Genomic DNA, 25,143 nt, shown 5'->3' with positions numbered 1-25,143 from the left:
CGGCGCGGGCGCGGCGGGAGCGGTCGGCGCGGGCGTCGGCACATCCATGGGCGCTGGGAACACGGCGTAATTGTCGGTGGCATTCCTCGAGAAACCCTGTGAACTCGCTCGGAGTCCGGTACGGCCGGGAGGTGGCGTAGTCCGCCGCCGTGTGAGCCCGGCGCGGGCACAATGGGGCATATGGCCGAGATCGTGCTGGTGCGCGGGGACATCACCGAACAAGACGTGGACGCCGTGGTCAATGCCGCCAACTCCCGGTTGCTGGGTGGCGGCGGTGTCGACGGCGCGATCCACCGCAGAGGCGGACCCGAGATCCTGGCCGCCTGCAAGCAGTTGCGGGCGACGACCTATCCGGACGGGCTGCCCACCGGCGCGGCCGTGGCGACGACGGCCGGCAACCTGCCCGCCCGCTGGGTGATCCACACCGTCGGCCCGGTCTGGGCGGCCGGGCACGACCGCTCCGATCTGCTGGCCTCCTGCTATCGCGAATCCCTGCGTGTCGCAGAGGAATTGGGTGCGCGCACGATCGCCTTCCCGGCGATTTCCACCGGTGTCTACGGCTGGCCCCTCGACGACGGCGCCCGGATCGCCCTCGACACCGTCCGGGCCGTCCGCACGGGCGCCACCGAGATCCGTTTCGTTCTGTTCGACGCGACCGCGTATCGGATCTTCGAATCCGCGCTGGCCGCATCGGAATAGGCGAGTTCGCCACCCCGCGGTACGCGGGCTCGCCGCGCTCGGGCTCCGTGTCGGTGGCCGCCGGTGCGGGGGCTCTCGGTTAGACTTCGAACAATTGTTCGCGACTCGACAGGGGTGCATTTCGTGCGCGTGATGGGTGTCGACCCCGGGCTCACCCGGTGCGGCCTGAGCATCGTCGAGGGCGGGCTGGGGCGGCAGGTCACCGCGCTCGACGTCGACGTGGTGCGCACACCCGCCGATATGGACCTCGCGCAGCGGCTGCTCGGCGTCGCCGACGCGGCCGAGCACTGGATGGACACCCACCGGCCCGAGGCGGTGGCGATCGAGCGGGTCTTCTCCCAGCACAACGTCCGCACCGCGATGGGCACCGCGCAGGCCGGCGGGGTGATCGCGCTGGCGGCGGCGCGTCGCGGCATCCCGGTCGCCTTCCACACCCCGAGCCAGGTCAAGGCCGCGGTGACCGGCAACGGCTCCGCGGACAAGGCTCAGGTGACCGCCATGGTGACTCGCATCCTAGGCTTGCAGACGGCGCCGAAACCGGCCGATGCGGCCGACGCCCTGGCGCTGGCGATCTGCCATTGCTGGCGGGCGCCGATGCTGGAGCGGATGGCGAAGGCGGAGGCCCAGGCCGAACAGGCGCGGCGCAGATACGCCGAAAGGCTTGCCCAGCAACGAAAGGCGGTGACCAGGTGATCGCGTCGGTGCGCGGTGAGGTGCTCGAGATCGGTCTCGACCACGCGGTGCTGGAAGCCGCGGGTGTCGGTTATCGGCTCAACGCCACTCCCTCCACGCTGGCCGGTCTCACCCGCGGCGACGAGGCCCGCCTCTACACCGCGATGATCGTGCGCGAAGATTCGATGACGCTCTACGGCTTCGCCGACACCGAGGCGCGCGATCTGTTCGGGCTGCTGCAGACCGTTTCCGGTGTCGGTCCCCGGCTGGCGATGGCGGTGCTGGCGGTGCTCGAGCCCGAGGCGCTGCGAAAAGCGTTGGCGGAGAGCAATGTCGCGGCACTGACGCGGGTGCCGGGGATCGGTAAGCGCGGTGCCGAGCGCATGGTGGTCGAATTGCGCGACAAGGTGAATCTGGTTCCCGTGCAGTCCGCACCGCCGGGCGCGGCGCCCGCCCCGGTCGTCACTCCGGTGCGTGATCAGGTCGTGGAGGCGTTGATCGGTCTCGGCTTCCCGGTGAAGCAGGCCGAACCGGCCGTCGACGGCGTCCTCGCCGAACAACCCGAGCTCGGGACCTCGCAGGCGTTGCGGGCCGCCTTGGCGACTCTCGGCCGGAACCGGTGACGCCGATGCACGACGACGAATTCCCTTCCGGCACCGACGATGTCGACACCGGCGCGGAGGGCGGCGAATCCGCGGTCACCGCGAACTATCTGACCTCCGACGGCGACATCGAGGCCGGCCTGCGCCCCAAATCCCTGGACGACTTCATCGGCCAGCCTCGGGTGCGCGAACAGCTGGCCCTGGTGTTGCGCGGTGCGACCCAGCGCGGCGGCACCCCCGATCACGTCCTGCTGTCCGGCCCGCCCGGACTGGGCAAGACCAGTATGGCGATGATCATCGCCGGCGAGCTCGGTACCGCACTGCGCATCACGTCCGGCCCGGCCCTGGAACGCGCCGGCGACCTGGCCGCGATGCTCAGCAATCTGGTCGAGGGCGATGTGCTGTTCATCGACGAGATCCACCGCATGGCCCGCCCGGCCGAGGAGATGCTCTATCTCGCGATGGAGGATTTCCGGGTCGACGTCGTGGTCGGCAAAGGGCCGGGAGCAACCTCGATTCCGCTGGAGATCGCGCCGTTCACGCTGGTCGGCGCCACCACGCGCTCGGGCGCGCTGACCGGCCCGCTGCGCGACCGCTTCGGTTTCACCGGTCACATGGACTTCTACGAGCCCGAGGAACTGCAACGCATCCTGCAGCGCTCGGCGGCGATCCTCGGCGTGCGCATCGAATCCGACGCGGCGGCCGAGATCGCCGGCCGCTCCCGGGGGACGCCCCGCATCGCCAACCGGCTGTTGCGCCGCGTGCGCGACTACGCCGAGGTGCGGGCCGACGGCCTGGTCACCCGGGACATCGCCAAGGCCGCGCTGGCGGTCTACGACGTCGATTCGCTGGGGTTGGACCGGCTCGACCGCGCGGTCCTCGGTGCGCTGGTCCGCGGCTTCGGCGGCGGACCGGTCGGGGTGTCGACGCTGGCGGTGGCCGTGGGGGAGGAGGCCGCCACCGTCGAGGAGGTGTGCGAACCGTTCCTGGTCCGCGCCGGGATGGTGGCGCGCACCCCGCGCGGGCGGGTCGCCACCGCCGCGGCCTGGGAACATCTGGGCCTGGTGCCGCCGCCGGACCTGGTCTTCGGATCCATCGAGGTCCGGGGCCGCGAAGCCCAGCCCACGCTCGACCTGTTCGACTGATCCGGTCCGGCTCGGTCGTGCGGTCGCGCTAACTCACCAGTGCCGCGACCGCATCCACGAAGGCATCCACCTCGCCGCAGTGGTAGGCCCGGACGCCCGCCGCGGCCGTGCCGAATTCGGGCCTGATCGCCGCGACGTCCCATCCCGTGGCGGTCTGTGCCAGCACCGCCGCCACGCGCTCGCGGAACGCGTCGACCTCGGCGGCGACATATCCGCTCCGACCCAGCGGCGGGGCCGAGAACCGCAGCCGCGAGACGTATTCCGGCGAGGGCGGCCACGCCACCTGCGGCCGGGCCGGGCCGTAGCGCGCGAATTCCAGTTCCACACAGGCGCGATCGAGAAATGCGTCCACCTCGTCGCGGTCGTAATCGCGGCGGCCGGGTGCGGCCAGGCCGAATTCGTGCCCGCGAATGGCGGCCGCACTCAGCGCGGCCCGGCCCGCGAAGGCATCGGCGAGAGCGGCGCAGAACGCGTCGACCTCGGCGGGGTCGTAGCCGCGGTGCCCGATCGGGGCCCGCCCGAATCGGATCCCTCGCACATACTCCGGCGTCACCCGCACATTGTTACTACACCGCTCCGCCGGCGCGCACCCCGTCGATCAACAGCCGCGGAATCGCCCGGGCCAGACCCGCGGTCGACTCCGGATCGGGATCGCGCAGCCCGTGCACGATGGCCGCCAGCAACATGCCGGTCACCGCCTTGGCCGTATTGGCGGCGTCGAGATCGGCCCGCAGATAGCCGAGTTCCACCCCGTGTTCGAGATATCCGGTGGTCAGCGCGTCGGCGGTGTCGAGCAGGCCGTAGAGCCGCATCGTCAATTCCGGATCGATACCGGTGGCCTGGAACAGCAGCAACTGCGCGACCCGCCGGTCCTCGAGGAAGATCCGATGCAGCGCCACCCCGATCCGGTCCAGCTGATGCCGGTAATCATCGAGCGAGGTCGCCGCGTCGGGCGCGTTCTCGGTTCCGAGCGCCTCGATGATCCGCGCGGCCAGATCGTCGATCACGTGGTCGATGATGTCGCGCTTGTTCTCGAAGTAGCGATAGAACGTCCCGTGCCCGATTCCCAGGGCCGTGGCGATATCGGCGATTCCGGTGGCGTGATAGCCCTTGTCGGCGAAGCAGGCGAAGGCGGTGTCGATGATCTGTTGCCGCAGTTCGGCCTTGCGTCGCTCCAGATGTGTGGATGGCTTCGGCACGGAGCCGATGATACGGTGTTCCGCAACGGAATGATGTGTCATTCCGTACCAGATACGTCAGGTAACAGGGAGGTTCGGCGTGGCACCTCAATACGACGCCGTGGTGGTCGGTGCGGGATTCGGCGGTATGGGGGCCGGGATTCAGCTGGATCGTCTCGGTCTGAAGAATTTCGTGATTCTCGAACGGGAGGACGGCCTGGGCGGCACCTGGCACGTCAACCACTACCCGGGCCTGGCGGTCGACATCGCCTCGGTGACCTACTCCTATTCGTTCGCACCGAATCCGCACTGGTCGCGACTGTTCGCCCCCGGCGCCGAACTCAAGAAGTACGCCGAAGACATCGCCGACACCTACGATCTGCGCCGCCGGATGCGGTTCAACCAGGTCGTCGGCGGCGCCCGCTGGGATGGCGAACACGCGCACTGGGTGGTCTCGGTCGAGGGCGGCCAGACGCTCACCGCTCGCTATCTGCTCACCGCGACCGGCTTCCTGTCCCAGCCCTACACCCCGCCGTTCCCGGGCATCGACAGCTTCGCGGGCAAGATCATCCACACCACCGCCTGGGAGGACGACTTCGACCTGACCGGCCGGCGCGCCGCGGTCATCGGCACCGGCGCCACCGCCGTGCAGCTCGTCCCGGAGGCCGCGAAGAAGGTCGCGGAACTGACCGTGTTCCAGCGCACCCCGATCTGGGTCGTGCCGAAGGTCGACACCGCCATCCCGAAGCCGGTCCAGCAGCTGTTCGAAAAGCTGCCGCTGACCCAGAAGGCGGCCCGGCTGGTCAATACCGGAGCGCTGGAACTGCTGATGGTCTCGGGCGTGCTGCACTACAAGCAGGCCAGATTCGGCAACAAGGGCGCCGCGCTGCTGGCGAAGGCGCACCTGCGCGCCCAGGTGCGCGACAAGCAGACGCGGGAGAAGCTGACCCCGCACTACGACTTCGGCTGCAAGCGGCCCACCTTCTCCAACACCTACTTCAAGACCTTCAACGAGCCGCACGTGCGGCTCGAGACCAACACGATCGACCATGTCGAGGCCGACGGCATCGTGACCGCCGACGGCCGCAAGACCGAGATCGACACCCTGATCCTGGCGACCGGATTCAATCTCTGGGATGTGAACTTCCCGGCCGTCGAGATCATCGGCCGCGACGGGGTGAATCTCGGAAAGTTCTGGCGCGACAACCGTTTCCAGGCCTACGAGGGCATCACGGTGCCGAAGTTCCCCAACTTCTTCAGCCTCAACAGCCCCTACTCCTACAGCGGTCTGTCCTACTTCACCACCATCGAGGCGCAGATGAAGCATATGGACCGGCTGCTGCGCGAGGCCCGCCGGCGCGGTGAGGAGGTTTTCGAGGTGCGCGAAGAGGCCAACGCGCGATTCCTGGACTACGTGACCGAGAAGCTCGGCTCGTCGGTGTTCTACGCCGGCGATTGCTCGACCGCGCGCAGCTACTACTTCAACCAGCACGGCGAGGCCGCGCTGCTGCGTCCGAACAGTACGATCACCACCCACCGCGAAGCGGTGAACTTCCCGCTCGACGACTACGTCTACGGCGCGCCCGCGGCCTGAGACACCGCCGCGGCGGGGGTTCGCGCCGGTGTGGCGCACCCCGCCGCGCACACCGCGGGTGTGGCGATATTCCAGGTTGCTGGCAGACTGTGTGGGTACAGCCCATCCGACCCACCGAACTAGGACCGACTACGACGATGGCGAACCTGCTGTTTCCGCTGCTACTGGTAGTTCTGCTCGTACCGATGTTTCTCGGTGTCCGCCGCCAGAAGCGCGAAGCGCAGAAGGTCGCCGATATGCAGGAGAGCGTGAAGGTCGGTGACCAGGTCACCACCACCTCCGGTCTCTACGGCACCGTGGTCGACCTCGACGAGGAGACCATCGACCTGGAGATCGCCGAGGATGTGGTGACCACCTGGCTGCGCGCCGCTATCCGCGATGTGCGCCCCACCGGCGACGCCGCCGACTCCGCCGAGGCGGATTCCGCCGCGGACGAGTCGGACGACGAGGCGATCGCCGGTACGGCGGTGGAGGGTGCTGCCACCAACGGAACCAACGGATCGGCTGCCGCGAACGGCTCGGCGACCAACGGTTCCTCCCCGGTGTCCGGTGCGGAGGAATCCGTCGAGGACACCGCAGCCCGGCTGCGTAAAGACTGACCCGCTTCCGCCGTCGCAGCGCTCACCGCCGCGACGGCGGTGCGGCATGTCCGCGGACCGCGTCCGCCGGTGCTCCGTGTTCGCAGATCATGCCGCAATTCCGGCCGCCACCCTCACCGCCTAGGAGATATGTACTGTGCCACCTTCCAAGGGAACGGGGCATCCGCTGCGGCTGCTCGGCGTCTACGCCGTGCTGCTCGCGGTGATCTACGCGTTGGTGTTCTTCACCGGCGACAAGTCGCCGGAACCCAAGCTGGGAATCGACCTGCAGGGCGGAACCCAGGTCACGCTGACTCCGCGCACGCCCGACGGCGGTAAGCCCAGCAAGGACAGCCTCAAGCAGGCCCAGCAGATCATCGAATCGCGGGTCAACGGTCTCGGTGTGGCCGGCTCCGAGGTGGTGATCGACGGCAACAACCTGGTCATCACCGTCCCCGGTAACGACGGGCAGCAGGCGAAGTCGCTGGCCACCACCGCCAAGCTCTACATCCGCCCCGTGGTCGGCCAGCCGCTTCCGGTGGGGCCCGACGGCAAGATCCAGTCCGGTGCCGGTGGCGAGCCCGCCCCAGGTGCGGAGCAGCCCGGCACCCCGCCGGCGAACACTCCGGAGCCGGCTCCGGGTGCGGGTCAGCAGGCCCCCACGCCGGGTGCGTCCCCGGGTACCGAATCCAAGCCGTCGAACGAATCCGGCACCGCCTCGGGGACGGCTTCCTCGGGTGAGACGTCCGGTACCGGCGAATCCTCGGGCACGACCGCGCAGAACCGGGTCTTCCCGGCGCCGGCGCAGGCTCCCACCACGCCCGCACCGACTCCGACACCGACACCGTCGCCGGAGTCCGGAGCGCCGAATCCGGCGCTGACGCCGCAGCAGCAGGCCAAGCAGGAGATCGACGCGGCGCGGGCACTGCGCCAGAGCACCGACCCGCAGGTCCAGCAGCTGGCGGCCCAGCAGCTGGACTGCCACAAGCCGGATCCGCTGGCCGGTAACGACGATCCGAAGCTGCCGCTGGTGACCTGCTCGTCGGATGGCAACGAGGTGTATCTGCTGGCCCCGATGCGCATCGACGGCCAGGACATCAAGGATGCGAGCTCGTCGCTGAACCAGCAGTCGCAGTGGGCGGTCGATCTGACGTTCAAGAACGCCGACGCCTGGGCCGACCTCACCAAGGAATACCTGCAGAAGCAGGTGGCGTTCACCCTCGACTCGAAGGTGATCAGCGCGCCCGTCGTGCAGCAGGGACCGCAGCTCGGCGGCACCACCCAGATCACCGGTCAGTTCAACGCCTCCACCGCCAAGGAACTCGCCAACTCGCTGAAGTACGGTTCGCTGCCGCTGTCGTTCGAGGTGTCGGAAGCGTCCACGGTATCGGCGACGCTGGGCCTGGCCTCACTGCACGCCGGTTTGATCGCCGGTGCGATCGGCCTGATCGCGGTGTTGCTGTACTGCCTGCTCTATTACCGGATGCTCGGCTTCCTCGCCGGGTTCTCGCTGGTGGCCTCGGGTGTGGCGGTGTACGGCATCATCGTGCTGCTCGGCAGGTGGATCAACTTCACCCTGGACCTGGCCGGTATCGCCGGTCTGATCATCGGGATCGGTATGACCGCGGACTCGTTCGTCGTGTTCTTCGAACGCATCAAGGACGAGATGCGCGAGGGCCGCAGTTTCCGCTCGGCCGTCCCGCGCGGCTGGGCTCGCGCGCAGCGCACCAACCTCTCCGGTAAGACCGTCAGCCTCATCGCCTCGGTGGTGCTCTACATCCTGGCGGCCGGTCAGGTGAAGGGCTTCGCGTTCACCCTCGGCCTCACCACCGTGCTCGACGTGGTCGTGCTCTACCTGGTGACCTCGCCACTGATGATGCTGGCCTCGCGCTCGCCCTTCTGGGCGAAGCCGTCGGTCAACGGTCTGGGCGCGGTGCAGCAGCTCGCGCGGGAACGCAAGGCGGCCGGCACTCTCGTAGGGACGGGGGCACGATGAGCGACAATCGCAGTCAGGTGTTGGAGGAACCACTCGTGGACGAGTCGCTGCCCGCGGCGGACGCACCGAAGCACGGATTCTTCGAACGCCTCTACACCGGCACCGGTGGCTTCCAGATCGTCGGCCGCCGCAAGTTGTACTACGGCATCGCCGCGGTGCTGGTCCTGATCGCGGTGCTGAGCATCGCGCTGCGCGGCTTCACCCTCGGCATCGATTTCGCCGGCGGTACGAAGATCCAGATCCCGGCGACCAGCGGTATGAGCACGACCTCGGTCGAGGACACCTACTCGCAGGCACTGGGACACAGCCCGGTGACCGTGCAGAAGGTCGGCTCGGGTTCCTCGGCCTCCTTCGAGATCCGTTCCGAGACACTGGATTCCGCGCAGCAGGACAAGATCGCGGATGCGCTGTTCACGAAGTACCACCCCAAGGATTCCAGCGGTACGGCCAGCCGCAGCGTCATCAGCGTCACCGAGATCAGCGAGACCTGGGGTGGGCAGATCACCCGCAAGGCGCTCATCGCGCTGGTGGTGTTCGTCCTGTTGACGATGATCTACATCGCGATCCGATTCGAACGCGACATGTCGATCGCCGCGATCGCCTCGCTGTTCTTCAACATGATCGTCACCGCCGGCATCTATTCGATCGTCGGCTTCGAGGTCACGCCCGCCGCGGTGATCGGCCTGCTGACCATCCTGGGATATGTGCTCTACGACAACGTCGTGGTGTTCGACAAGGTCGAGGAGAACACCCGCGGCGTCCTGCATCTGACCCGGCGCACCTACGGTGAACAGGCCAACCTCGCCGCCAACCAGACGCTGATGCGTTCGATCAACACCACGGTGATCGGCATTCTGCCCATCGTCGGCATGCTGGTGATCGCGGTCTGGCTGCTCGGTGTGGGCACGCTGAAGGATCTCGCGCTGGTGCAGCTGGTCGGCATGATCGTCGGCGCCTACTCGTCGATCTTCTTCGCCGTGCCGCTGCTGGTGTCGATCAAGGAGCGCTTCGGCCCGGTGGCCGCGCACACCCGCAAGGTGCTCGCCAAGCGTGCCGCCGGCGATTCCGGCCGCACAGGTGAGACGCCGGCCCGCCGCGCCTCCGGTACCCCGGTGGCCACTCGCACCCGCGACAGCGGTTCCGCCGCACCGAGACCCGGTGCCCGGCCCACCGGGAAGCGGCACAAGAGAACCCACTGATGAGGCGAAGGGGGTCGGATCGCGTGCGGCGGACGCTCCGGCGGACATTCGGTGTGATCGCGGCCGGTGCACTGGTCACCGGCGTGATCGCGGGTTGTTCCAGCAAGAACCAGGTGCCATCCATCGGATATGCCGTCGACGCGGTGCCGGCCACCTACAACGGCGGGAGTGCGGCCGGCGTCGCGGCCGGTTCCGCGGCGCTGTTCTCTCGCGTGCTGACCGGGTTCTTCTACACCGGTCCGGACGGCCAGCCCGTCGCCGACACCGATGTCGGCACCGCCAACGAGGTGGCCGGCGAGGCGCAGACCATCCGGTACCGGCTCAACCGCGACGCGGTCTACTCCGACGGGGTGCCCACCTCGTGCGACGATCTGGTACTCGAATGGGCCGCGCGCAGTGGGCGATTCACCAAACCCGGCCCGGGCGGTGCGATTCCGCTGTTCGATGCCGCCTCCACCACCGGCTACTCCGATATCGAGCGGGTCGAATGCCAGCCCGGCTCGAAGGACGCGACCGTGGTGTTCCGGCCCGATCATCACTTCCTGGCCTGGCAGACGCTGTTCAACGCCGGTGATCTGATGCCGGCACACATCGCCGCCAAGGCCGCGGGTGTGCCGAATGTGGTGGCGGCGGTGCAGTCCGGCGACCAGGCCGCACTCGATCGGCTGGCGCAGTTCTGGAACACCGGCTGGAATCTGAAATCCGGTGACATCAACGCCGACCTGCTGCCGTCCTCGGGGCCGTACCGCATCGAGTCCTACAGCGACGGCGACGGTTTGGTGCTGGTGAAGAACGAGAAGTGGTGGGGCAACAAGCCGGCCACGCCCCGCATCGTGGTGTGGCCCAAGAACGCCGATCTGAAGAAGAAGATCTCCGACAACTCTGTCGAGGTGGTCGATATCGGGGCGGGCTCGGTGAAAGACCTGAGCCTGAACAAGTTCTCGGTGAATCAGGAACCGGGGCGCGGCGCCGAGCAGTTGGTGCTGTCCACCGCGGGTGTCTTCGCTTCCGCCGACGCCCGGCGCGCGTTCGCGCTGTGTGTTCCGCGGCAGGCGTTGTTCGACACCCTCGGGCATCCGGGTTTCGACAGTAAATCCGACCTGGGCTCCGGGCCCCTGAATTCCCGCACGGTACAAGCTGATTCGGTGTACTACCCGGCGATCACGGGACCGGCGGACAAATATCGCGCGGGTGACGCGCCGGGTGCGCAGCGGGCTCTCGCGGCAGCCGGGGTGGCCAACCCCACGATCCGCATCGGCTATCGCAGCCCCGACGACCGCCGTGCCCGCACCGTCGCGATGATCGGCGATGCCTGCAAGGCGGCGGGTGTGACCGTCGTCGACGCCGGTGCGGCGGACTTCACGCCCGCGGAACTGGGCGCCGGCAAGGTGGACGCCGTACTCGGCGGCACCGCGGCGGCCGTGGGCCCGGCCGGCTCGCTGCCGGGGATCGAGGCGACCGCGGCGCTACGCACCGGTCAGGGCGTGAATTTCGGGCGTTTCGGCAACGGGCGTTACGATGCGATCGCGGATCAGCTTGCGGCGGATGACAATTCGGTGACGGTGTTGAATCTCGACACCGAGGCCGAGAATCTGCTGTGGAACGAGATGCCGTCGATCCCGCTGTTCAACACGCCTCGGACCGTCGCGTTCGGGAAGGGCCTGGAGAACGGGGTCGCGAGCCCCACCAAGGCCGGTGCGGGCTGGAATATGGACCGCTGGGTGTTGCGGCGGTGAGCGTCCTCGGACGCTGGATGAGGGAGCGGGTGTAGATGAGTAAGCACACGATGGTGGAAACGGCCGAAACCGCGGAGCAGAAGGTCGCGCGGACCGCCGAGGTGGTCGGGCGACTGACGCGCTGGCACGACGATTTCCCCACCCCCGGTGTGCGTTTCGCGGACCTGACCCCGGTGTTCGCCGACGCCGAGGGCTTCCACGCGGTGATCGAATGCCTGGCCGCCTGCGCTCCCGACGCCGATCTGGTGGCCGGGGTGGACGCGCGCGGATTCCTGCTGGGCGCCGGTGTGGCGGCGCTGCTCGGGACCGGTGTGGTGGCGGTGCGCAAGGGCGGCAAACTGCCGCCGCCGGTGCTCTCCCGCGAGTACACCCTCGAATACGGCTCCGCCGCCTTGGAGATTCCGGCCGACGGCATCGACCTCACCGGCCGCAAGGTGTTGCTGCTCGACGACGTTCTCGCCACCGGTGGCACGCTGGCCGCCGCCGCGGAACTGTTCCGCGCCGCCGGGGCGCAGGTGGCCGCGGCCGCGGTGGTTCTCGAGATCGGCGAACTCGGCGGACGTGCTCGCCAGGGCGACTATGCGCTGACCTCGATCGTGCAGGTGTGAGTCGCGTGTCGGTTGTAGGGGGCGCGCGGGGATCGTTATGCTGACGTGCGGCAAGGGGGCCCGGATGAACGACCGACGGACGATCGCATGAACGAGTACCACAGTGCGCGCGACAGTGCCGGAACAGGGCACGCCGACCGGTGGTGGCGATGAGCCGCAGCCGGCGTACCCGCATCGGGGCCGCGCTCGCGGGCGCGGTGGGCGTCGCGTTCGTCGTCGGCGGCGCGACCGCTGCGGCTACTCCTTCGGTGGCGCTGCGGGGCGGCGCCACCATCACGGCCCGGGTCACGGGGGAGAAGGCCGGGCAGGCCTGCCGGATCACCGGTTCGGGTATCGATATGCCCTGGCGTACGGTCGGTTCCGACGGTTCGGTGGAACTGGACAGCGGACCGGTTCCATCGGGACGGCACAACGCTCGCGTCGTCTGCCGGGATCCGCGCACGGACGCGGCCTCACAGCATGCGGTGGGTAAGGAAGAGGACGTCTTCACCGGCCATTGGGCTCCGGCCTTCGAATTCCTCCACCATCATCGGATGGAATTCCTTACCCCGCACGAGCCCTGAGTCGATCGAACACCGAGCCGATCTGCTTCCGGTGGCACTAGATCCGCGCCAGCAGCCGCGCGATGATCCCGGTCACCACGAGCCAGAACACCGCTGCCAGACCGTAGTTGATGATGATGTCCCAATCTCGGGAGCCGGTGTTGAACAGGCCCGGGAAGAACAACGCCAGCGGTTCGGCCAACCCCTTGATGAAGGTGAAGAACCGGTTGCTCTGGTTGGCATCGAAGACCTGCAGCAGGATGTAGACGATCTCGATCAGTGCGAGCACACCGCCGACCGTGCTGACGATCGCCGCGACGCCGCCTGCGGGATTTGTCCGATAGGTTCTATATCTGTACATGTGGTCCGAATACCCCCGCGACGGCGTTGAACGCAGCCGATTTTGTCCAGAGGGCTGGACTCCGAAAAAGGGTGAGCACTGCTCTTGACAGGGGCGCATCGGTGGGCGATGATTGAGTCACCAAAGAGAGCAATGCTCACAAAAGCGAGGAGTAGTCATGAACGCCACCCGGTACATCGCGCCCACCGGTATCGACCCGATCATGAACCGGATGTTCAACGTCCTGCCGAAATGGGGCATCAGCGTGATGGGATCCCGGCTGCTGGCCGTGCGCGGTCGCACCTCCGGGGAGTGGCGGACCACGATGGTCAACGTCCTGCAGGATGCGGACGGGACCCGCTATCTGGTCGCACCTCGTGGTCGCACCCAGTGGGTTCGCAATATCCGCGTCGCCGGCGGCGGAGAGTTGCGGCTGGGGCGCAAGACCGAGGCGTTCACGGTGACCGAGGTCGCCGACGCCGACAAGGTGCCGGTGCTGCGGCTGTACCTGAAGAAGTGGGGCTGGGAGGTCGGCAAATTCTTCGAGGGCGTGACCGCCGATGCCGCCGACGCGGAACTCGCCGCCATCGCCCCCGGCTTCCCCGTCTTCCGGATCAACTGAGCCGCAACGACTTCCGTCGCCGGTGACGGATGTCACCGGCAATGTGATCTTGCGGCTCCGTCGTCGGTTCGCTAGAGTTGTCGAGTCTTGTTTCCGTTGATCGGAGTCGTGCCGTTGCTCTTCTGAGGTAGCCATCGCGTGGCCCGCACTTCTGCGCGCCATTCCCGCCGCCCTCAGGAGCACGCATATGTCTATTTCGACGATTTCGCTGTCCGATCTCACCTTCGCCTGGCCCGACGGCACCCCGGTGTTCGACGGTCTCGACGCGGTGCTCGGACCCGGCCATATCGGTCTGGTGGGTAGTAACGGCGCCGGGAAATCCACCCTCTTGCGGCTGATCACCGGGGAGTTGCGCCCTGTCCGCGGTTCGGTGACGGTCCCCGGGCGGCTCGGATATCTGCGTCAGGACCTCGGCTTGGCCGCAGGTCAGCGCGTCGACGCCGTCCTCGGTATCGGTGGCGTGCGGGCCGCGCTGCACCGCATCGAATCCGGCGCGGGGACCGACGCCGATTTCGACCGGGTCGGAAACCGCTGGGATGTCGAGGAATCGGCGATCGCGCTGCTCGGCCGGCTGGGCCTGAACTACCTGGCCGACGATGTGGCACAACTGGATCGGCGCCTGGAAACCCTGTCCGGTGGTGAGACGGTACTGCTCGGACTGGTGGCCGAACTGCTGCGCGAGCCCGACGTGCTGTTGCTCGACGAACCCACCAACAATCTGGATTCCGCTGCCCGCCAACGGCTTTACGACGTGGTCGAGGGCTTCGCCGGCACCGTGCTGACCGTCAGCCACGACCGCGAACTGTTGCGACGGGTCACCACCGTCGCCGAGCTGCGCCGCGGTGAGATCCGCACGTTCGGCGGTAATTTCGACGATTACGAGCAGATCGTCGAGGCCGAACAGGAGGCCGCTCGCGCGGCGATCCGCGATGCCCGAAGCGATGTGCGCAAACAGTCGCGCGAACTGGTCGAGGCCAGGGTCAAACTGGACCGGCGCCTGCGCTACGGGCAGAAGATGTGGGACACCAAGCGTGAACCGAAGATCGTGATGGCCGAGCGCAAACGGCAGGCGCAGGTCTCGGCCGGCAAACTGCGCAACAACCACATCGCCAAGGTGGAGGAGGCTCGATCGACCCTGGAACAGGCCCAGGACCTGCTACGCGACGATCGCGAGATCCGCGTCGACCTGCCCGGAACCAGACTGTATCCCGGTCAGGACGTGGTGGCGTTGGACCAGGTGCGGCTGGCCAACGGGCCGGTGGTCACGCTGCGGGTGAGCGGTCCCGAACGCATCGCGCTCACCGGGCGCAACGGCGCCGGCAAGACCACGCTGCTGCATCGGCTCGTCGCGGAACCGCCGAAGGTGCCCTGGCGGCTGCTGCCGCAGCGGCTCGACATCTTCGACGAGCGGCTGTCGGTCTTCGACAACGTGTCCGCGGCCGCTCCGCACGCCGGTGCCGAACGGATTCGCGCACAGTTGGCGCGGTTCCTGTTCCGCGGCGGTGACGCCGATGTCGCGGCGGGCGCGCTCTCGGGTGGCGAGCGGTTGCGGGCCGCGCTGGCGATGCTGCTGCTCGCCGAACCGGCGCCGAAACTGTTGCTGCTCGACGAGCCCACCAACAATCTGGATCTGCCCAGCCTCCGCCACCTCACCGAGGCGCTGACCAGCTTCGAGGGGGCGCTGATCGTGGTCAGCCACGACCCGCGCTTCCTCGATGAGATCGGCGTCACGCGCCGCCTGGAACTCGGCCCGGGCGGGTTGGTGGATGAATCGGGTTCCGGAACCGGTTGACCGAACGGGGTGCGTCGAGCCGGACCGGTGCACCCACGGGAAAACTCCTACTAAAGTGGGTGTTCTGGGCTGTTGAAGCGGTCGGCTAGGGTGTGGCGATCGAGGCGTGAGAGGTGGTGGCATGACTCAGCATCTGGAGAAGGCGAATGCCGGGAATTCGGCGGCCGGTGATGCCGCACCGGCGACGCCGCCGGCCGCCCCCGCGCCGCGTCCCGCTGCGCCGAAGTCCGGCGCCGACCGAGGTGGTGAGCCGCCGGCCTCGTCCCCGTCCCCGCGCAACATGCCGATGAAGCAGCCGGGCGCACCGGCCGCGGTGCCGAGTTCGGCCTCACGGCGGGTGCGGGCCCGGCTGGCCCGCCGGATGACCGGGCAGCGGGGTATCGCCGCGGTCAAGCCGGTGCTGGAGCCGCTGGCGACCGTGCACCGGGAGCTGTATCCCAAGGCGAATCTGCAGTTGCTGCAGCGCGCCTTCGACGTGGCCGACGAGAAGCACTCCCACCAGTTCCGCAAGTCCGGCGACCCGTACATCACCCATCCGCTGGCGGTGGCCAACATCCTCGCCGAACTGGGGATGGACACCACCACGCTGGTGGCCGCCCTGCTGCACGACACGGTCGAGGACACCGGTTATTCGCTGGACGAGCTGACCGCGGATTTCGGTTCCGAGGTCGCCCATCTCGTCGACGGCGTGACCAAGCTGGACAAGGTCAACCTGGGCGCGGCCGCGGAGGCCGAGACGATCCGCAAGATGATCATCGCGATGGCCCGCGATCCGCGGGTGCTGGTGATCAAGGTCGCCGACCGGCTGCACAATATGCGCACGATGCGCTTCCTGCCGCCGGAGAAGCAGGCGAAGAAAGCGCGCGAGACGCTGGAAGTCATTGCGCCACTGGCACATCGGCTCGGTATGGCCACGGTCAAATGGGAGCTCGAGGATCTGGCATTCGCGATCCTGCACCCGAAGAAGTACGACGAGATCGTGCGGCTGGTGGCCGACCGCGCCCCGTCCCGCGACACCTACCTGGCGCGGGTGCGGGCCGAGATCGTGAACACCCTGGCGGCGAGCCGGATCAACGCGATCGTCGAGGGCAGGCCCAAGCACTACTGGTCGATCTATCAGAAGATGATCGTCAAGGGTAAGGATTTCGACGACATCCACGACCTGGTCGGCATCCGGATCCTGTGCGACGAGGTGCGCGACTGCTACGCCGCGGTCGGTGTGGTGCATTCGCTGTGGCAGCCGATGGCGGGCCGGTTCAAGGACTACATCGCGCAGCCGCGCTACGGCGTGTACCAGTCGCTGCACACCACGGTGGTGGGCCCGGACGGCAAACCGCTGGAGGTGCAGATCCGCACCCAGGACATGCATCGCACCGCCGAATTCGGCATCGCCGCACACTGGCGCTACAAGGAGACCAAGGGCAAACATTCCGGCGACGCCGCCGAGGTCGACGATATGGCCTGGATGCGGCAGCTGCTGGACTGGCAGCGGGAGGCCGCGGACCCCGCGGAGTTCCTGGAGTCGCTGCGGTTCGACCTGAAATCCCCGGAGATCTTCGTGTTCACGCCGAAGGGCGATGTGATCACGCTGCCGCAGGAGTCGACCCCGGTCGACTTCGCCTACGCCGTCCATACCGAGGTGGGCCACCGCTGCATCGGCGCGCGGGTCAACGGCCGGTTGGTGGCGCTGGAACGGCAGCTGGAGAACGGTGAAGTCGTCGAGATCTTCACCTCGAAGGCACAGAACGCCGGCCCGAGCCGGGACTGGCAGAACTTCGTGGTGTCACCGCGGGCGAAGGCCAAGATCCGGCAGTGGTTCGCCAAGGAACGCCGCGAGGAGGCGCTGGAGGCCGGTAAGGAGCAGATCTCCAAGGAGGTCCGCCGTTCCGGTCTGCCGCTGCAGCGGCTGATGAGCGTGGACGCGATGTCCGCGCTGGCGCACGAACTGCACTATGCCGACATCTCCGCGCTGTACGCGGCGGTGGGAGAGAACCAGGTCTCGGCGCACCACGTCGTGCAACGCCTGATGGCGCAGCTCGGTGGCGTCGGCGACGTGGAAAACGAACTGGCCGAACGGAGTACACCGTCGACGCTGCCGGCGCGGCAGCGCACCATCGGCGACGCCGGCGTCGAAATCCCCGGCGCCCCCGGTACGGTCGCGAAACTGGCCAAATGCTGTACCCCGGTGCCGGGCGACGAGATCATGGGCTTCGTGACTCGCGGCGGCGCGGTGAGTGTGCACCGGACCGATTGCACGAACGCGGATTCGCTACGCGCGCAACAGGAACGGATCATCGAGGTCAAATGGGCGCCCTCGCCGTCGTCGGTCTTCCTGGTGGCGATTCAGATCGAGGCGCTGGACCGCACCCGGCTGCTGTCGGATGTGACCAAGGTGCTGGCCGACGAGAAGGTCAACATCCTGTCCGCGTCGGTGATGACCTCCGGTGACCGGGTGGCGATCAGCAAGTTCACCTTCGAGATGGGCGATCCCAAGCATCTCGGGCATCTGCTGAACGTGGTCCGCAACGTGGAGGGGGTCTACGACGTCTACCGGGTGACCTCGGCGGCCTGATCCGCGGGCGGCAGTTCCGCCTGAGCGCGCGACAACTGCACCGCGGCCACGCACATCACCAGTACCGAGGCGATGACCACGATCGTGCCGGCCGTGCCGGTCCGTAGTCGCTCGTCCAGCACGGTGAGACCGAGGAATGCGGCGCCGAGCGGTTCGGCGACGGTGAAGGCGGGCAGCGAGGCCGACAGCGCCCCGGCCTGGTAGCCGCGCTGTTGCAGATAGAGCCCCACGATGCCCGCGGCCACCAGGGTGTACGTCTGCCAGCTGGTGAGCGCTGTGGTGAGACCGCGTCCGAACAGCTGGATGACGTGCTGGGTGAGCGCGGCGGACACGCCGAACAGCAGACCGGCCGCGGTCCCCAGCATGAGTGCCTGCAATCCGGTCACCCGGATCACCACCGCGATCACGACCGCCGCGGCGACCACGCCCAGAACCAGAATCAGCGGCCACATCCAGGTCGACCACGGCGCGTCGGAGATGCCCTCGGTGGGATCGCCGACGACGAGGAAGCAGGCCAGTGCGGCCGAGAGCGCGACCGCGTGCGCCCACATGACCGGCGTGACCGGGCGGCGGCTGTAGTGCGCGGCCAGCGGTAACGCGAAGACCAGTGCGGTCACCAGAATCGGCTGCACGATCAGCACCGATCCCAGCGCCAGCGCCACGACTTGGAACACGAACCCGCCGGCGTCGCCGATGATGCCGGCCCACCAGCGCGGATTGCGAACGAGCTGGGCTACCAAGGCGTCACCGGCCGGCACGTCGGCCGCCGCGCGTTGCTGGGCGACCGCCGACACGGCGAACAGGACGGCGCCGATGAAGGCGCAGATGACCGCGGCGACGGGAAAGTTGCTCACTCGATCAGTGTGCCGCCCGCGACCTGCGGCCACGGCATCGGGATCGGTGTATCGGTTCGAGGTGGTGTGCTGCGGGGCCGGCGAAAGTCCCGGAGGAGCGCGAGAACGGCGAATGTACCCACATCGGGCGGTGCGGCCCATCCGAATAACGGGAATGCTCGAAACGGGTGAATGGCAATTGTTCGGCAACATATTTCGCGGGGCGTCCGGAGTTGCGGCGAGTTGCCCTCGCCCAGGCCCGAATTCTGCGTTCGCCGCCGTGTTGCCGAGGCTTTCGGCGGCTGTCGATCCCGGTCGGTCGCGTGGTCCGGGGCGAATCCTTCGCGCAGGTAGGAAGGTTCGGGGACGGCGATCGCGGATGTGCTCGCGCACCGACGGAGGGCCTGCGCTCCGAGCCGGATTCTGTTACGGTTTATTGCGTTTCGGGGTGCGCGCGATGTTCGGCGACAACTCGAATCCACATGATGATCGCCGGACGGGTCGCAGTGGCACTCGACCCTCAGAACTGTTGTAGACAGCGGGTTTGAAGGGGGTCAGATCATGCTGACCGTGCTGACATGCTCGGCGGCGACCGTACCGGTCGCCTCGGGCCTCTATCGCGGATGTGGCGCACCCACATTCGCGCCGACCCTCGATCGGGCGTTCGAGATACCCCCGTTCACACCCCTTGACCTGCGTGGATGTGGTATCTCCCGAATCTCGGCGGCCTCGGACGGCGCGTCGAGTTCGCCGAATTCGTCGGGTACGGGACAATTTCCGTTCGGGAAGGGCCTCGGTGACGCCGCACCCGGTGGTGTGCCGTCGGCGCCGTCCCACGGCGGTACCGCTGACAACAACTACCCGTTCTCCACGAACTGATCGCCGAGAGGGTCCGACGATGCTGCACGACGTGCCCGGCTCCGCGGGGATGAGGGAATGTTGAAGCCGTACAAAGAAGTCCAACGGTGGTTCCCGGCGCTGGAACCCGAACACGCCGTGCCCGCGGCCGCGCCGGGGGAATCCGACGCCGTCGACGACGAGGCGGACCCTGGAGCGGCGCGGTATCCGCACTACATCCGCGACACCGAGCCCGAACCGTTCGACATTCCGTTCGCCGACGAACCGGCCACGCGACGCAGCGAATTCGTCGGGGGCTGGACCGACTGGGTCGGCAGCCACGCGCCCGGACCCGACGACGACTATCCCGACCACGAGGGTGAGGTGCTGCGCCTGCCCCGCGACGCCGAGACCGGCGAGGGCCGGCCCCGGGGCCGCCGCCGGACCCGGGCGGCCGGTGCCGACGGCGACGATGCGGAGGGATCCGGGGCGCGTTCGCCGGTGGACGATTCCGACGAGCGCGACGACGTGGACACAGACGAGGTGGACACACCCGAGTGGATTCTTCCGCCCCGGCGCGAGCACGGCGAGAGCGGCCGGATCGTGCGCCGCGCCCCCGGCCCGGCCTCTCCGGCCCTGCGTGACTACATCCGCCCGAGCCGGTTGCGGGTCGCGCTCGTCCTCGCGGTAGCCGTGTTATTGCTGGCGGTCGCAGGCGGTTTCGCGCTGTACCTGCTGCGCTCCGGTGACGACGGAAAACAGTCGACGGCGCCGCTGCCGGTACGACCGGCGGTGGGCGACGAGGCGCCGATGCTGCGGCTCACCTCGGCGTTCGGCGCCGATTCCGGCGCGCGGGTGGGTTCGGCGGCGCACTGCCCGACCGAACGGTCCGCGCGCGTTGTGCGCGGCGCCGAGGTCGGCGGCACCGATTCCGGGCCGGACGCGATCATGTGGTTCCAGCACGCCTTCTACGTCGAACGCTCGGCCGAGCGAGCCCGCGAGGTGGTGGCGCCGGACGCGGCGGTCTCGCCGGCGGCGGTGATCCAGCGCGGCATCGCCTCGGTGCCGGTGGGCACCGACTATTGCGTGCGGGTGGTCACATTGGACGAGAACAGGTATTCGGTGGAGGTGACCGAACGGCGGCCGGGCGCGACCCCCGCCACCTACGACAAGCAGTTGGTGACCACCGCGGTGGTCGGCGGCCGCACCCTGATCACGGGCATCACGGCCGGGTAAGAGGAGAGCTGAGATGGGACAGGACTGGAGCCGATGGCTCGACGAGACGTCCGACGCGGACGTCGCGGCGAGCTCGCGACCGCGTGGACGGGCGCCGGTGGTCCGGTTGCGTAAGGGGCGGCGTGACGACGGTGAGGGTGGTGGCCTGCCGCGCCCGATTCTGGTCGTCGGCGGCTGCGGTGGGGCCGGAACCACCACCACCGCACTGGGACTCGCGGGCGAACTGGGCGCGGAGGCCGCGGCGGTGGCCGTCGACGCCACCGTCGCCGGCAGCGATCTGGCCCTGCGCGGCGCCGACGAACATCTGAGTCCGATCAGTCTGCAGCAGTGGCTGTACGGCCGCGGTGACGACGAACCGGCGCCGCTGAAGGAATGTCTCTCACAGGCGAGTTCCGGTATCGGCCTGCTGTGGCGCGACGCCTCCCCGTTGCGCCGCCGCGCCACCTATCTGACGGTGGCCCGGGCCGTCGCCGACGCCGGCTTCACCCCGGTGTACGACGGCGGCAGCCCGATCGCCGCCCGTCAGCTGCGGCCGCTGCTCGAGGACGCGGAAGTGGCTCTGGTGCTGTCGATTCCGGCGCGTGCCGATGCCGCCAACCGTTTGCGGGTCACGCTGGAATGGCTCGACGACGAGTTCGGCGGCCACGCCGAGGGGCAGGGCGGCGGCATCGTCGGTGACACCACGATCGTGATCTCACATCAGTTGCCCGGCAACGACTCTCGAGTGGCCGATCACCTGCGCGAACATCTCACCGGCTGGGTCCGCGACATCCGCGAGATCCCCTACGACACCCACCTGGCGCGCGGAGAGCTGGTGCGCCACAACGCACTCGACGCCGAAACCCGGAGGGCGTACCGGCGGCTGCTGGGTGGGATGGCATCATGACCGCGGCCATGAAGGAACCTCGCTCATCCGAAACCCCGCCTGCGGCAGGCGTTGTCGCACCGGCGGAGTCCCGTCGCGCGCCCATCTGGGACCGCCCGGTGCCGGGTGCCGGACGGGCGCCGCTGGTGTGGTTGCTGGGGGTGCACGGCGGCGCGGGAGCCAGTACCCTCGCGCATGTGCTTGCGCCTGCGGCGGATTCGCACCGGCGCTGGCCCGGTGTGTTCGAACGCGAATCACCTTTCGTGGTGCTGGTCGCCCGCGAGACCATCGCCGGGCTGACCCGCGCCCATGATCTGCTGCGCCAGCACCGGGCCGGGCTCGCCGGGCCGAGCGAGGTGCTGGGCCTGGTGACCGTGGCCGCGCGCCCGGGCCGGATCCCGGCCGAGATCCGGCGTTACCGCGATGTGGTCGGCGCATTGGCCGGGCAGGTGTGGCAGATGCCCTGGATCGAGGAGTGGACGCTGGTCGAACCCGATCAGCTGCCGGTGTGGTCGCCGAGCGATCCGCCGCCACAGCAGCGCAAGCGCAAACTCGATCCGCTGCAGGAAGTTCCGCACGAGGTGGACGCGCTGGGAATGAGCATCGTCGACCTGGTGCGGGAGACGGTCGGCGCCGGTTCGCAACAGGAGGAGCAACGATGATCGTGCCCGGACGTTGTGCTGCCGCGACCACGCCGACAGCTGTTTCCGACGGTGTACCTCCGGTACCCGGCTTTGTATTCCGATCACCTATTGAGAAGGACGCTCGATGAGTACCATCCTGGCCGCTGTACACGAGACGTACGGCGTTGTTCTCGCTCAGGTCGGGAATCCGACACCCGAGACGCCGCCGGCCGCCGACAAGCTCATGAAACTGGTGCGCTACTTCACGTGGTTCGTGCTGCTGTCGGGAATCCTGGGCATCACCTACGCCGGTGGCCGCTTCGCCTGGGAGAAGTGGACCGGCGGCGGGCTGGAATCGCCGAAGATGGTGGCGGGCGCCATGATCGGCGGCATCGTCGCCACCAGTGCGGGCACGATCATGAACGCAGTCATCGGATCGTGAAGGGCGCCGCGATCGTGCTGGCCTACAAGCAGATGCCCGCGGACGTGATCGAACCGATCATGCAACTGATCAACTGGTTACTGTGGTGCGTGCTGTTGCTGTGCCTGGCCTGGATGATCATCTCCGCGGGCCGGCTGTGGTCGGCGATGCGCGACGACATGGCAGTCAACGACGCCTCGCACGGCATCGTGATGAGCCTGATCGGCGCCATCGTGGCCAGTTCGGCAAGTGCGATCGCATTGACCCTGCTTCCTGCGTGAGCCGGTGACAGATTTCCCCATGCCCGCCGATGACACCACGGCGACAACCACATTCGACGAAACGACAGTCGACGACGACCTGCGACGGGAGGTGACGGTATGAGCAACAAGGACACCTACGACGAGCGCAGCGGCATCTCCTTCGGTGTCATCGTCTCCGCGGCAGTGATCGCCCTGATCGTGATCGTCGGCGTCTTCGTCTACGTCGGCCGTGACACCTCCTCTTCTGATGCCCGGAAAACGGATCCGCCGCCCTCGCCCGTCGCGGGCTCGGGCGCGACCGGATTCGCCGAACCCGATACGGACCTGTTCCGTCGCCGCGTCGATATACCCAACAATCCTGCGGGACAACCACTTCCGCAGAACACCGCACAGCAGCACGACTCGTCGGATCCGGACTGGCTGACCGCGGCGCCCGCCGGCACCACCGAACCGCGTGGCTGGCAGCGGGTCTACGGCGCCTCGGTGCCGTTCTCCACCAGCGACGGTCCGACCCGGATCGACGACAAGGGACTGGCCGTCGGCTATTCCCACACACCGCAGGGGGCGGCATTGGCGGCGGCGCAGATCACCTATCGGCTCAACGCGCGGCCCGGCGACCGGGATCTGTACGTGCGCCAGGTGCGGGTCTCGGCCCAGCAGGTCGCGGCCTACGACAAGGCGCGCGGTGACGGCAAACTGCCCGATCAGCAGCCGGCGCGGATCACCAGGTACCTGGTCGCCCCCGACGCGTTCCAGATCGAGAACTACGCCGACGATATGGCGATCGTGCGGCTCGCCGCCCGCGGGCCGGTCAACGACGGCAAACAGATGTGGGCGGCGATCCGGCTGGTCATGGTGTGGGACAACGGGGACTGGCGACTCAAACCCACCGACAGCAGAGCCACGCCGAGCGAATACGTCGACACCCTGCAGGGGTGGACCCGATGGTGAGCACAGCAATTTCGAGAAAGGCACGAGAGTCAGCCGATGGTCCGGATCGAGTCCCTGCGACACATCGAGGAGTGGATCTCATGGTGAGGCGCATCGTCACGATCTTCGCGGTCGTGTTCACCGTCATGATCGCGACCCCGACGGTGGCCTACGGGCAGACCTACGGATTCGACCCGACCTGCAACGAGATCCACGACGATCTCGACGGTCTGGGCCTGCCCGGCATTTCGCTCGGCGACGCCGCCTCCGCGGCGTGCAAGGCGGGCAATGCCGCCACCCATCCCGGTGACGCCGCGAACGCGGTGAAGGACAAGGCGTGGGATTCCACCTTCGGCAAGGTGGTCGACTCGTTGATGAACGGTCTGGGCGAGGCGCTGATCCTGGCGTTGACCTTCTGGATGAAGGTGCCCAACGATCGCATCAGCGACGGCGGAGCGCTGTTCCAGAAGGTCAACGACTACACCTATCAAGCGCAGATCCTGCTGCTGATCGTGTCGGTGATCCTGTCCGGCGCCAGACTCGCCGAAGCCAGACGCGGTGCGGCACTGAGCGAGGCCGCGGAATCGTTCCGGATGTTCGCCCGGGTGATCTTCAGTTCCTGGATGCTGGGCGCCGTGGTGGTCGCGGGTACGCAGGCCTCGGATCGCTTCTCGCAGTGGGTGATCGAGGACGCCACCAACGGCAATGCGCGCAGCCTCGCCGAGCTGATGGTGAAAACGTCCAAGCTGCAAGCGTTTTCGCCCGGCCTGGTGCTGATCATCGCGATCGTCGGCCTGCTCGGCGCGCTGGCGCAGATCGTGCTCGCGATCGTGCGCCAGGGCATGCTGGTGGTGGCCGCGGGGGTGCTGCCGCTGGCCGCGGCGGCGTCGGGCACCAGTACCGGTCGGCAGGCCTACCCGAAGCTGATCGGCTGGATCATCGCGTTCATGCTGTGGAAACCGGTCGCCGCGATCGTCTACATGATCGCCTTCGTCACCGCCGGTGACACCAACTCGACGACACCGACTTCCGGTCTGCCCGACGCCGATCAGGCTCAGCGGATGCTGGTCGCGATCGTGCTGCTGTGCAGTGTCGCCTTCGTCCTGCCGGCGCTGATGCGACTGGTCACCCCGGCGGTGGCGATCGTCGGCAGCGGCGGTTCGGGTCTGGCCGCCACCGGTGGTCTGCTGCTGGGTGCGGCCGCGCTGGGCGCGGTCGGCACCAAGGCGGTCGGAGTGCGCGGCCAGGCCGCGGCCGGTG

25 protein-coding genes are annotated in these 25,143 nt (G+C 68.1%); 21 read left to right on the top strand and 4 right to left on the bottom strand.

Annotated features, from left to right (window positions below):
* Nucleotides 1-180: 180 nt before the first annotated feature.
* The 4 genes from NK1_RS32380 (at nt 181) to ruvB (ending at nt 3,118) form a co-directional block, all read left to right on the top strand.
* Nucleotides 181-699: an O-acetyl-ADP-ribose deacetylase gene (locus NK1_RS32380; RefSeq protein ID WP_063014932.1), complete on the top strand. Its 519-nt coding sequence runs from the start codon at nt 181-183 to the stop codon at nt 697-699.
* 123 nt (nt 700-822) lie between these two features.
* Complete coding sequence (gene ruvC / locus NK1_RS32375) at nt 823-1,392, top strand: crossover junction endodeoxyribonuclease RuvC (protein WP_030513910.1); 570 nt, start codon at nt 823-825, stop codon at nt 1,390-1,392.
* A complete protein-coding gene (gene ruvA, locus NK1_RS32370; RefSeq protein ID WP_063014930.1) occupies nt 1,389-1,994 on the top strand; it encodes a Holliday junction branch migration protein RuvA in 606 nt (201 codons plus the stop codon). The genes ruvC and ruvA overlap by 4 nt, the downstream gene beginning before the upstream one ends.
* 5 nt (nt 1,995-1,999) lie before the next feature.
* Entirely contained in the window at nt 2,000-3,118 is a 1,119-nt protein-coding gene (ruvB, locus tag NK1_RS32365; protein ID WP_063014928.1) for a Holliday junction branch migration DNA helicase RuvB, read from the top strand.
* Nucleotides 3,119-3,146: 28 nt separating this feature from the next.
* Here the strand turns inward: ruvB and NK1_RS32360 are convergent, their stop codons facing one another.
* The gene (locus NK1_RS32360) at nt 3,147-3,671 is read right to left on the bottom strand and encodes a DivIVA domain-containing protein (protein ID WP_063906175.1); all 525 of its coding nucleotides are present in this window, start codon (nt 3,669-3,671) and stop codon (nt 3,147-3,149) included.
* 13 nt (nt 3,672-3,684) lie between these two features.
* The gene (locus tag NK1_RS32355; protein ID WP_374726712.1) at nt 3,685-4,326 is read right to left on the bottom strand and encodes a TetR/AcrR family transcriptional regulator; all 642 of its coding nucleotides are present in this window, start codon (nt 4,324-4,326) and stop codon (nt 3,685-3,687) included.
* Between the two features lie 70 nt (nt 4,327-4,396).
* Here NK1_RS32355 and NK1_RS32350 point away from each other — a divergent pair, with 70 nt between their 5' ends.
* The 7 genes from NK1_RS32350 (at nt 4,397) to NK1_RS32320 (ending at nt 12,570) form a co-directional block, all read left to right on the top strand.
* Nucleotides 4,397-5,890 (top strand): flavin-containing monooxygenase, encoded by a 1,494-nt coding sequence (locus NK1_RS32350; protein WP_063014924.1) that lies wholly within the window; start codon nt 4,397-4,399, stop codon nt 5,888-5,890.
* A gap of 137 nt (nt 5,891-6,027) precedes the next feature.
* Nucleotides 6,028-6,489, top strand: coding sequence for a preprotein translocase subunit YajC (gene yajC / locus NK1_RS36385; protein WP_063906174.1), 462 nt, complete (start codon nt 6,028-6,030; stop codon nt 6,487-6,489).
* A 136-nt stretch (nt 6,490-6,625) separates the two neighbouring features.
* Nucleotides 6,626-8,464 (top strand): protein translocase subunit SecD, encoded by a 1,839-nt coding sequence (gene secD, locus NK1_RS32340; protein ID WP_063014922.1) that lies wholly within the window; start codon nt 6,626-6,628, stop codon nt 8,462-8,464.
* Nucleotides 8,461-9,663, top strand: coding sequence for a protein translocase subunit SecF (secF, locus tag NK1_RS32335; protein ID WP_063014920.1), 1,203 nt, complete (start codon nt 8,461-8,463; stop codon nt 9,661-9,663). The genes secD and secF overlap by 4 nt, the downstream gene beginning before the upstream one ends.
* Entirely contained in the window at nt 9,663-11,399 is a 1,737-nt protein-coding gene (locus NK1_RS32330) for an ABC transporter substrate-binding protein (protein WP_063014918.1), read from the top strand. The genes secF and NK1_RS32330 overlap by 1 nt, the downstream gene beginning before the upstream one ends.
* 50 nt (nt 11,400-11,449) lie before the next feature.
* Nucleotides 11,450-12,007: an adenine phosphoribosyltransferase gene (locus NK1_RS32325; RefSeq protein ID WP_374726713.1), complete on the top strand. Its 558-nt coding sequence runs from the start codon at nt 11,450-11,452 to the stop codon at nt 12,005-12,007.
* Between the two features lie 149 nt (nt 12,008-12,156).
* Nucleotides 12,157-12,570 (top strand): hypothetical protein, encoded by a 414-nt coding sequence (locus NK1_RS32320; protein ID WP_157104554.1) that lies wholly within the window; start codon nt 12,157-12,159, stop codon nt 12,568-12,570.
* A gap of 37 nt (nt 12,571-12,607) precedes the next feature.
* On the opposite strand, the gene NK1_RS32315 is transcribed toward NK1_RS32320, so the two are convergent.
* Nucleotides 12,608-12,910 (bottom strand): hypothetical protein, encoded by a 303-nt coding sequence (locus tag NK1_RS32315; RefSeq protein WP_063014914.1) that lies wholly within the window; start codon nt 12,908-12,910, stop codon nt 12,608-12,610.
* Nucleotides 12,911-13,067: 157 nt separating this feature from the next.
* Here NK1_RS32315 and NK1_RS32310 point away from each other — a divergent pair, with 157 nt between their 5' ends.
* The 3 genes from NK1_RS32310 (at nt 13,068) to NK1_RS32300 (ending at nt 17,875) form a co-directional block, all read left to right on the top strand.
* Nucleotides 13,068-13,511 carry a nitroreductase/quinone reductase family protein gene (locus NK1_RS32310; RefSeq protein WP_063014913.1) on the top strand — a complete coding sequence of 148 codons (444 nt, stop codon included), beginning with the start codon at nt 13,068-13,070 and terminating at the stop codon, nt 13,509-13,511.
* A gap of 187 nt (nt 13,512-13,698) precedes the next feature.
* Complete coding sequence (locus NK1_RS32305; RefSeq protein ID WP_063014912.1) at nt 13,699-15,303, top strand: ABC-F family ATP-binding cassette domain-containing protein; 1,605 nt, start codon at nt 13,699-13,701, stop codon at nt 15,301-15,303.
* Between the two features lie 280 nt (nt 15,304-15,583).
* Complete coding sequence (locus NK1_RS32300) at nt 15,584-17,875, top strand: RelA/SpoT family protein (RefSeq protein ID WP_245660984.1); 2,292 nt, start codon at nt 15,584-15,586, stop codon at nt 17,873-17,875.
* On the opposite strand, the gene NK1_RS32295 is transcribed toward NK1_RS32300, so the two are convergent.
* Nucleotides 17,851-18,729 carry a DMT family transporter gene (locus NK1_RS32295; protein WP_063014909.1) on the bottom strand — a complete coding sequence of 293 codons (879 nt, stop codon included), beginning with the start codon at nt 18,727-18,729 and terminating at the stop codon, nt 17,851-17,853. The two genes, NK1_RS32300 and NK1_RS32295, sit on opposite strands and share 25 nt — an antisense overlap.
* 915 nt (nt 18,730-19,644) lie before the next feature.
* On the opposite strand from NK1_RS32295, the gene NK1_RS32285 reads away from it, so the two are divergent.
* The 7 genes from NK1_RS32285 to NK1_RS32255 all read left to right on the top strand — a co-directional run.
* The gene (locus NK1_RS32285; RefSeq protein WP_063014906.1) at nt 19,645-20,781 is read left to right on the top strand and encodes a DUF8176 domain-containing protein; all 1,137 of its coding nucleotides are present in this window, start codon (nt 19,645-19,647) and stop codon (nt 20,779-20,781) included.
* Nucleotides 20,782-20,794: 13 nt separating this feature from the next.
* Nucleotides 20,795-21,667 (top strand): hypothetical protein, encoded by an 873-nt coding sequence (locus NK1_RS32280; protein WP_063014905.1) that lies wholly within the window; start codon nt 20,795-20,797, stop codon nt 21,665-21,667.
* The gene (locus NK1_RS32275) at nt 21,664-22,308 is read left to right on the top strand and encodes a P-loop NTPase family protein (RefSeq protein ID WP_063014904.1); all 645 of its coding nucleotides are present in this window, start codon (nt 21,664-21,666) and stop codon (nt 22,306-22,308) included. The genes NK1_RS32280 and NK1_RS32275 overlap by 4 nt, the downstream gene beginning before the upstream one ends.
* 106 nt (nt 22,309-22,414) lie before the next feature.
* The gene (locus NK1_RS32270) at nt 22,415-22,711 is read left to right on the top strand and encodes a hypothetical protein (RefSeq protein WP_030513931.1); all 297 of its coding nucleotides are present in this window, start codon (nt 22,415-22,417) and stop codon (nt 22,709-22,711) included.
* Nucleotides 22,708-22,971 carry a hypothetical protein gene (locus NK1_RS32265; protein ID WP_310404166.1) on the top strand — a complete coding sequence of 88 codons (264 nt, stop codon included), beginning with the start codon at nt 22,708-22,710 and terminating at the stop codon, nt 22,969-22,971. The genes NK1_RS32270 and NK1_RS32265 overlap by 4 nt, the downstream gene beginning before the upstream one ends.
* A 99-nt stretch (nt 22,972-23,070) precedes the next feature.
* A complete protein-coding gene (locus NK1_RS32260; RefSeq protein ID WP_063014903.1) occupies nt 23,071-23,904 on the top strand; it encodes a DUF8175 domain-containg protein in 834 nt (277 codons plus the stop codon).
* Nucleotides 23,905-23,984: 80 nt separating this feature from the next.
* A partial coding sequence (locus NK1_RS32255) for a hypothetical protein (protein ID WP_063014934.1) occupies nt 23,985-25,143 on the top strand: 1,159 nt, incomplete at its 3' end.

Origin of the sequence: Nocardia kruczakiae NBRC 101016 (assembly GCF_001612965.1) — a bacterium.
Lineage (GTDB): Bacteria > Actinomycetota > Actinomycetes > Mycobacteriales > Mycobacteriaceae > Nocardia > Nocardia kruczakiae.
This window is presented reverse-complemented; position numbering and strand designations above follow the sequence as displayed.

Bases quoted from the DNA above. Each gene is read 5' to 3' on its own strand.
- NK1_RS32380 (WP_063014932.1), top strand. From the start codon at position 181: ATGGCCGAGATCGTGCTGGTGCGCGGGGACATCACCGAACAAGACGTG.
- ruvB (WP_063014928.1), top strand. From the start codon at position 2,000: ATGCACGACGACGAATTCCCTTCCGGCACCGACGATGTCGACACCGGC.
- yajC (WP_063906174.1), top strand. From the start codon at position 6,028: ATGGCGAACCTGCTGTTTCCGCTGCTACTGGTAGTTCTGCTCGTACCG.
- secF (WP_063014920.1), top strand. From the start codon at position 8,461: ATGAGCGACAATCGCAGTCAGGTGTTGGAGGAACCACTCGTGGACGAG.
- NK1_RS32330 (WP_063014918.1), top strand. From the start codon at position 9,663: ATGAGGCGAAGGGGGTCGGATCGCGTGCGGCGGACGCTCCGGCGGACA.
- NK1_RS32325 (WP_374726713.1), top strand. From the start codon at position 11,450: ATGGTGGAAACGGCCGAAACCGCGGAGCAGAAGGTCGCGCGGACCGCC.
- NK1_RS32320 (WP_157104554.1), top strand. From the start codon at position 12,157: ATGAGCCGCAGCCGGCGTACCCGCATCGGGGCCGCGCTCGCGGGCGCG.
- NK1_RS32315 (WP_063014914.1), bottom strand. From the start codon at position 12,910: ATGTACAGATATAGAACCTATCGGACAAATCCCGCAGGCGGCGTCGCG.
- NK1_RS32310 (WP_063014913.1), top strand. From the start codon at position 13,068: ATGAACGCCACCCGGTACATCGCGCCCACCGGTATCGACCCGATCATG.
- NK1_RS32305 (WP_063014912.1), top strand. From the start codon at position 13,699: ATGTCTATTTCGACGATTTCGCTGTCCGATCTCACCTTCGCCTGGCCC.
- NK1_RS32300 (WP_245660984.1), top strand. From the start codon at position 15,584: ATGCCGATGAAGCAGCCGGGCGCACCGGCCGCGGTGCCGAGTTCGGCC.
- NK1_RS32285 (WP_063014906.1), top strand. From the start codon at position 19,645: ATGTTGAAGCCGTACAAAGAAGTCCAACGGTGGTTCCCGGCGCTGGAA.
- NK1_RS32280 (WP_063014905.1), top strand. From the start codon at position 20,795: ATGGGACAGGACTGGAGCCGATGGCTCGACGAGACGTCCGACGCGGAC.
- NK1_RS32275 (WP_063014904.1), top strand. From the start codon at position 21,664: ATGACCGCGGCCATGAAGGAACCTCGCTCATCCGAAACCCCGCCTGCG.
- NK1_RS32270 (WP_030513931.1), top strand. From the start codon at position 22,415: ATGAGTACCATCCTGGCCGCTGTACACGAGACGTACGGCGTTGTTCTC.
- NK1_RS32260 (WP_063014903.1), top strand. From the start codon at position 23,071: ATGAGCAACAAGGACACCTACGACGAGCGCAGCGGCATCTCCTTCGGT.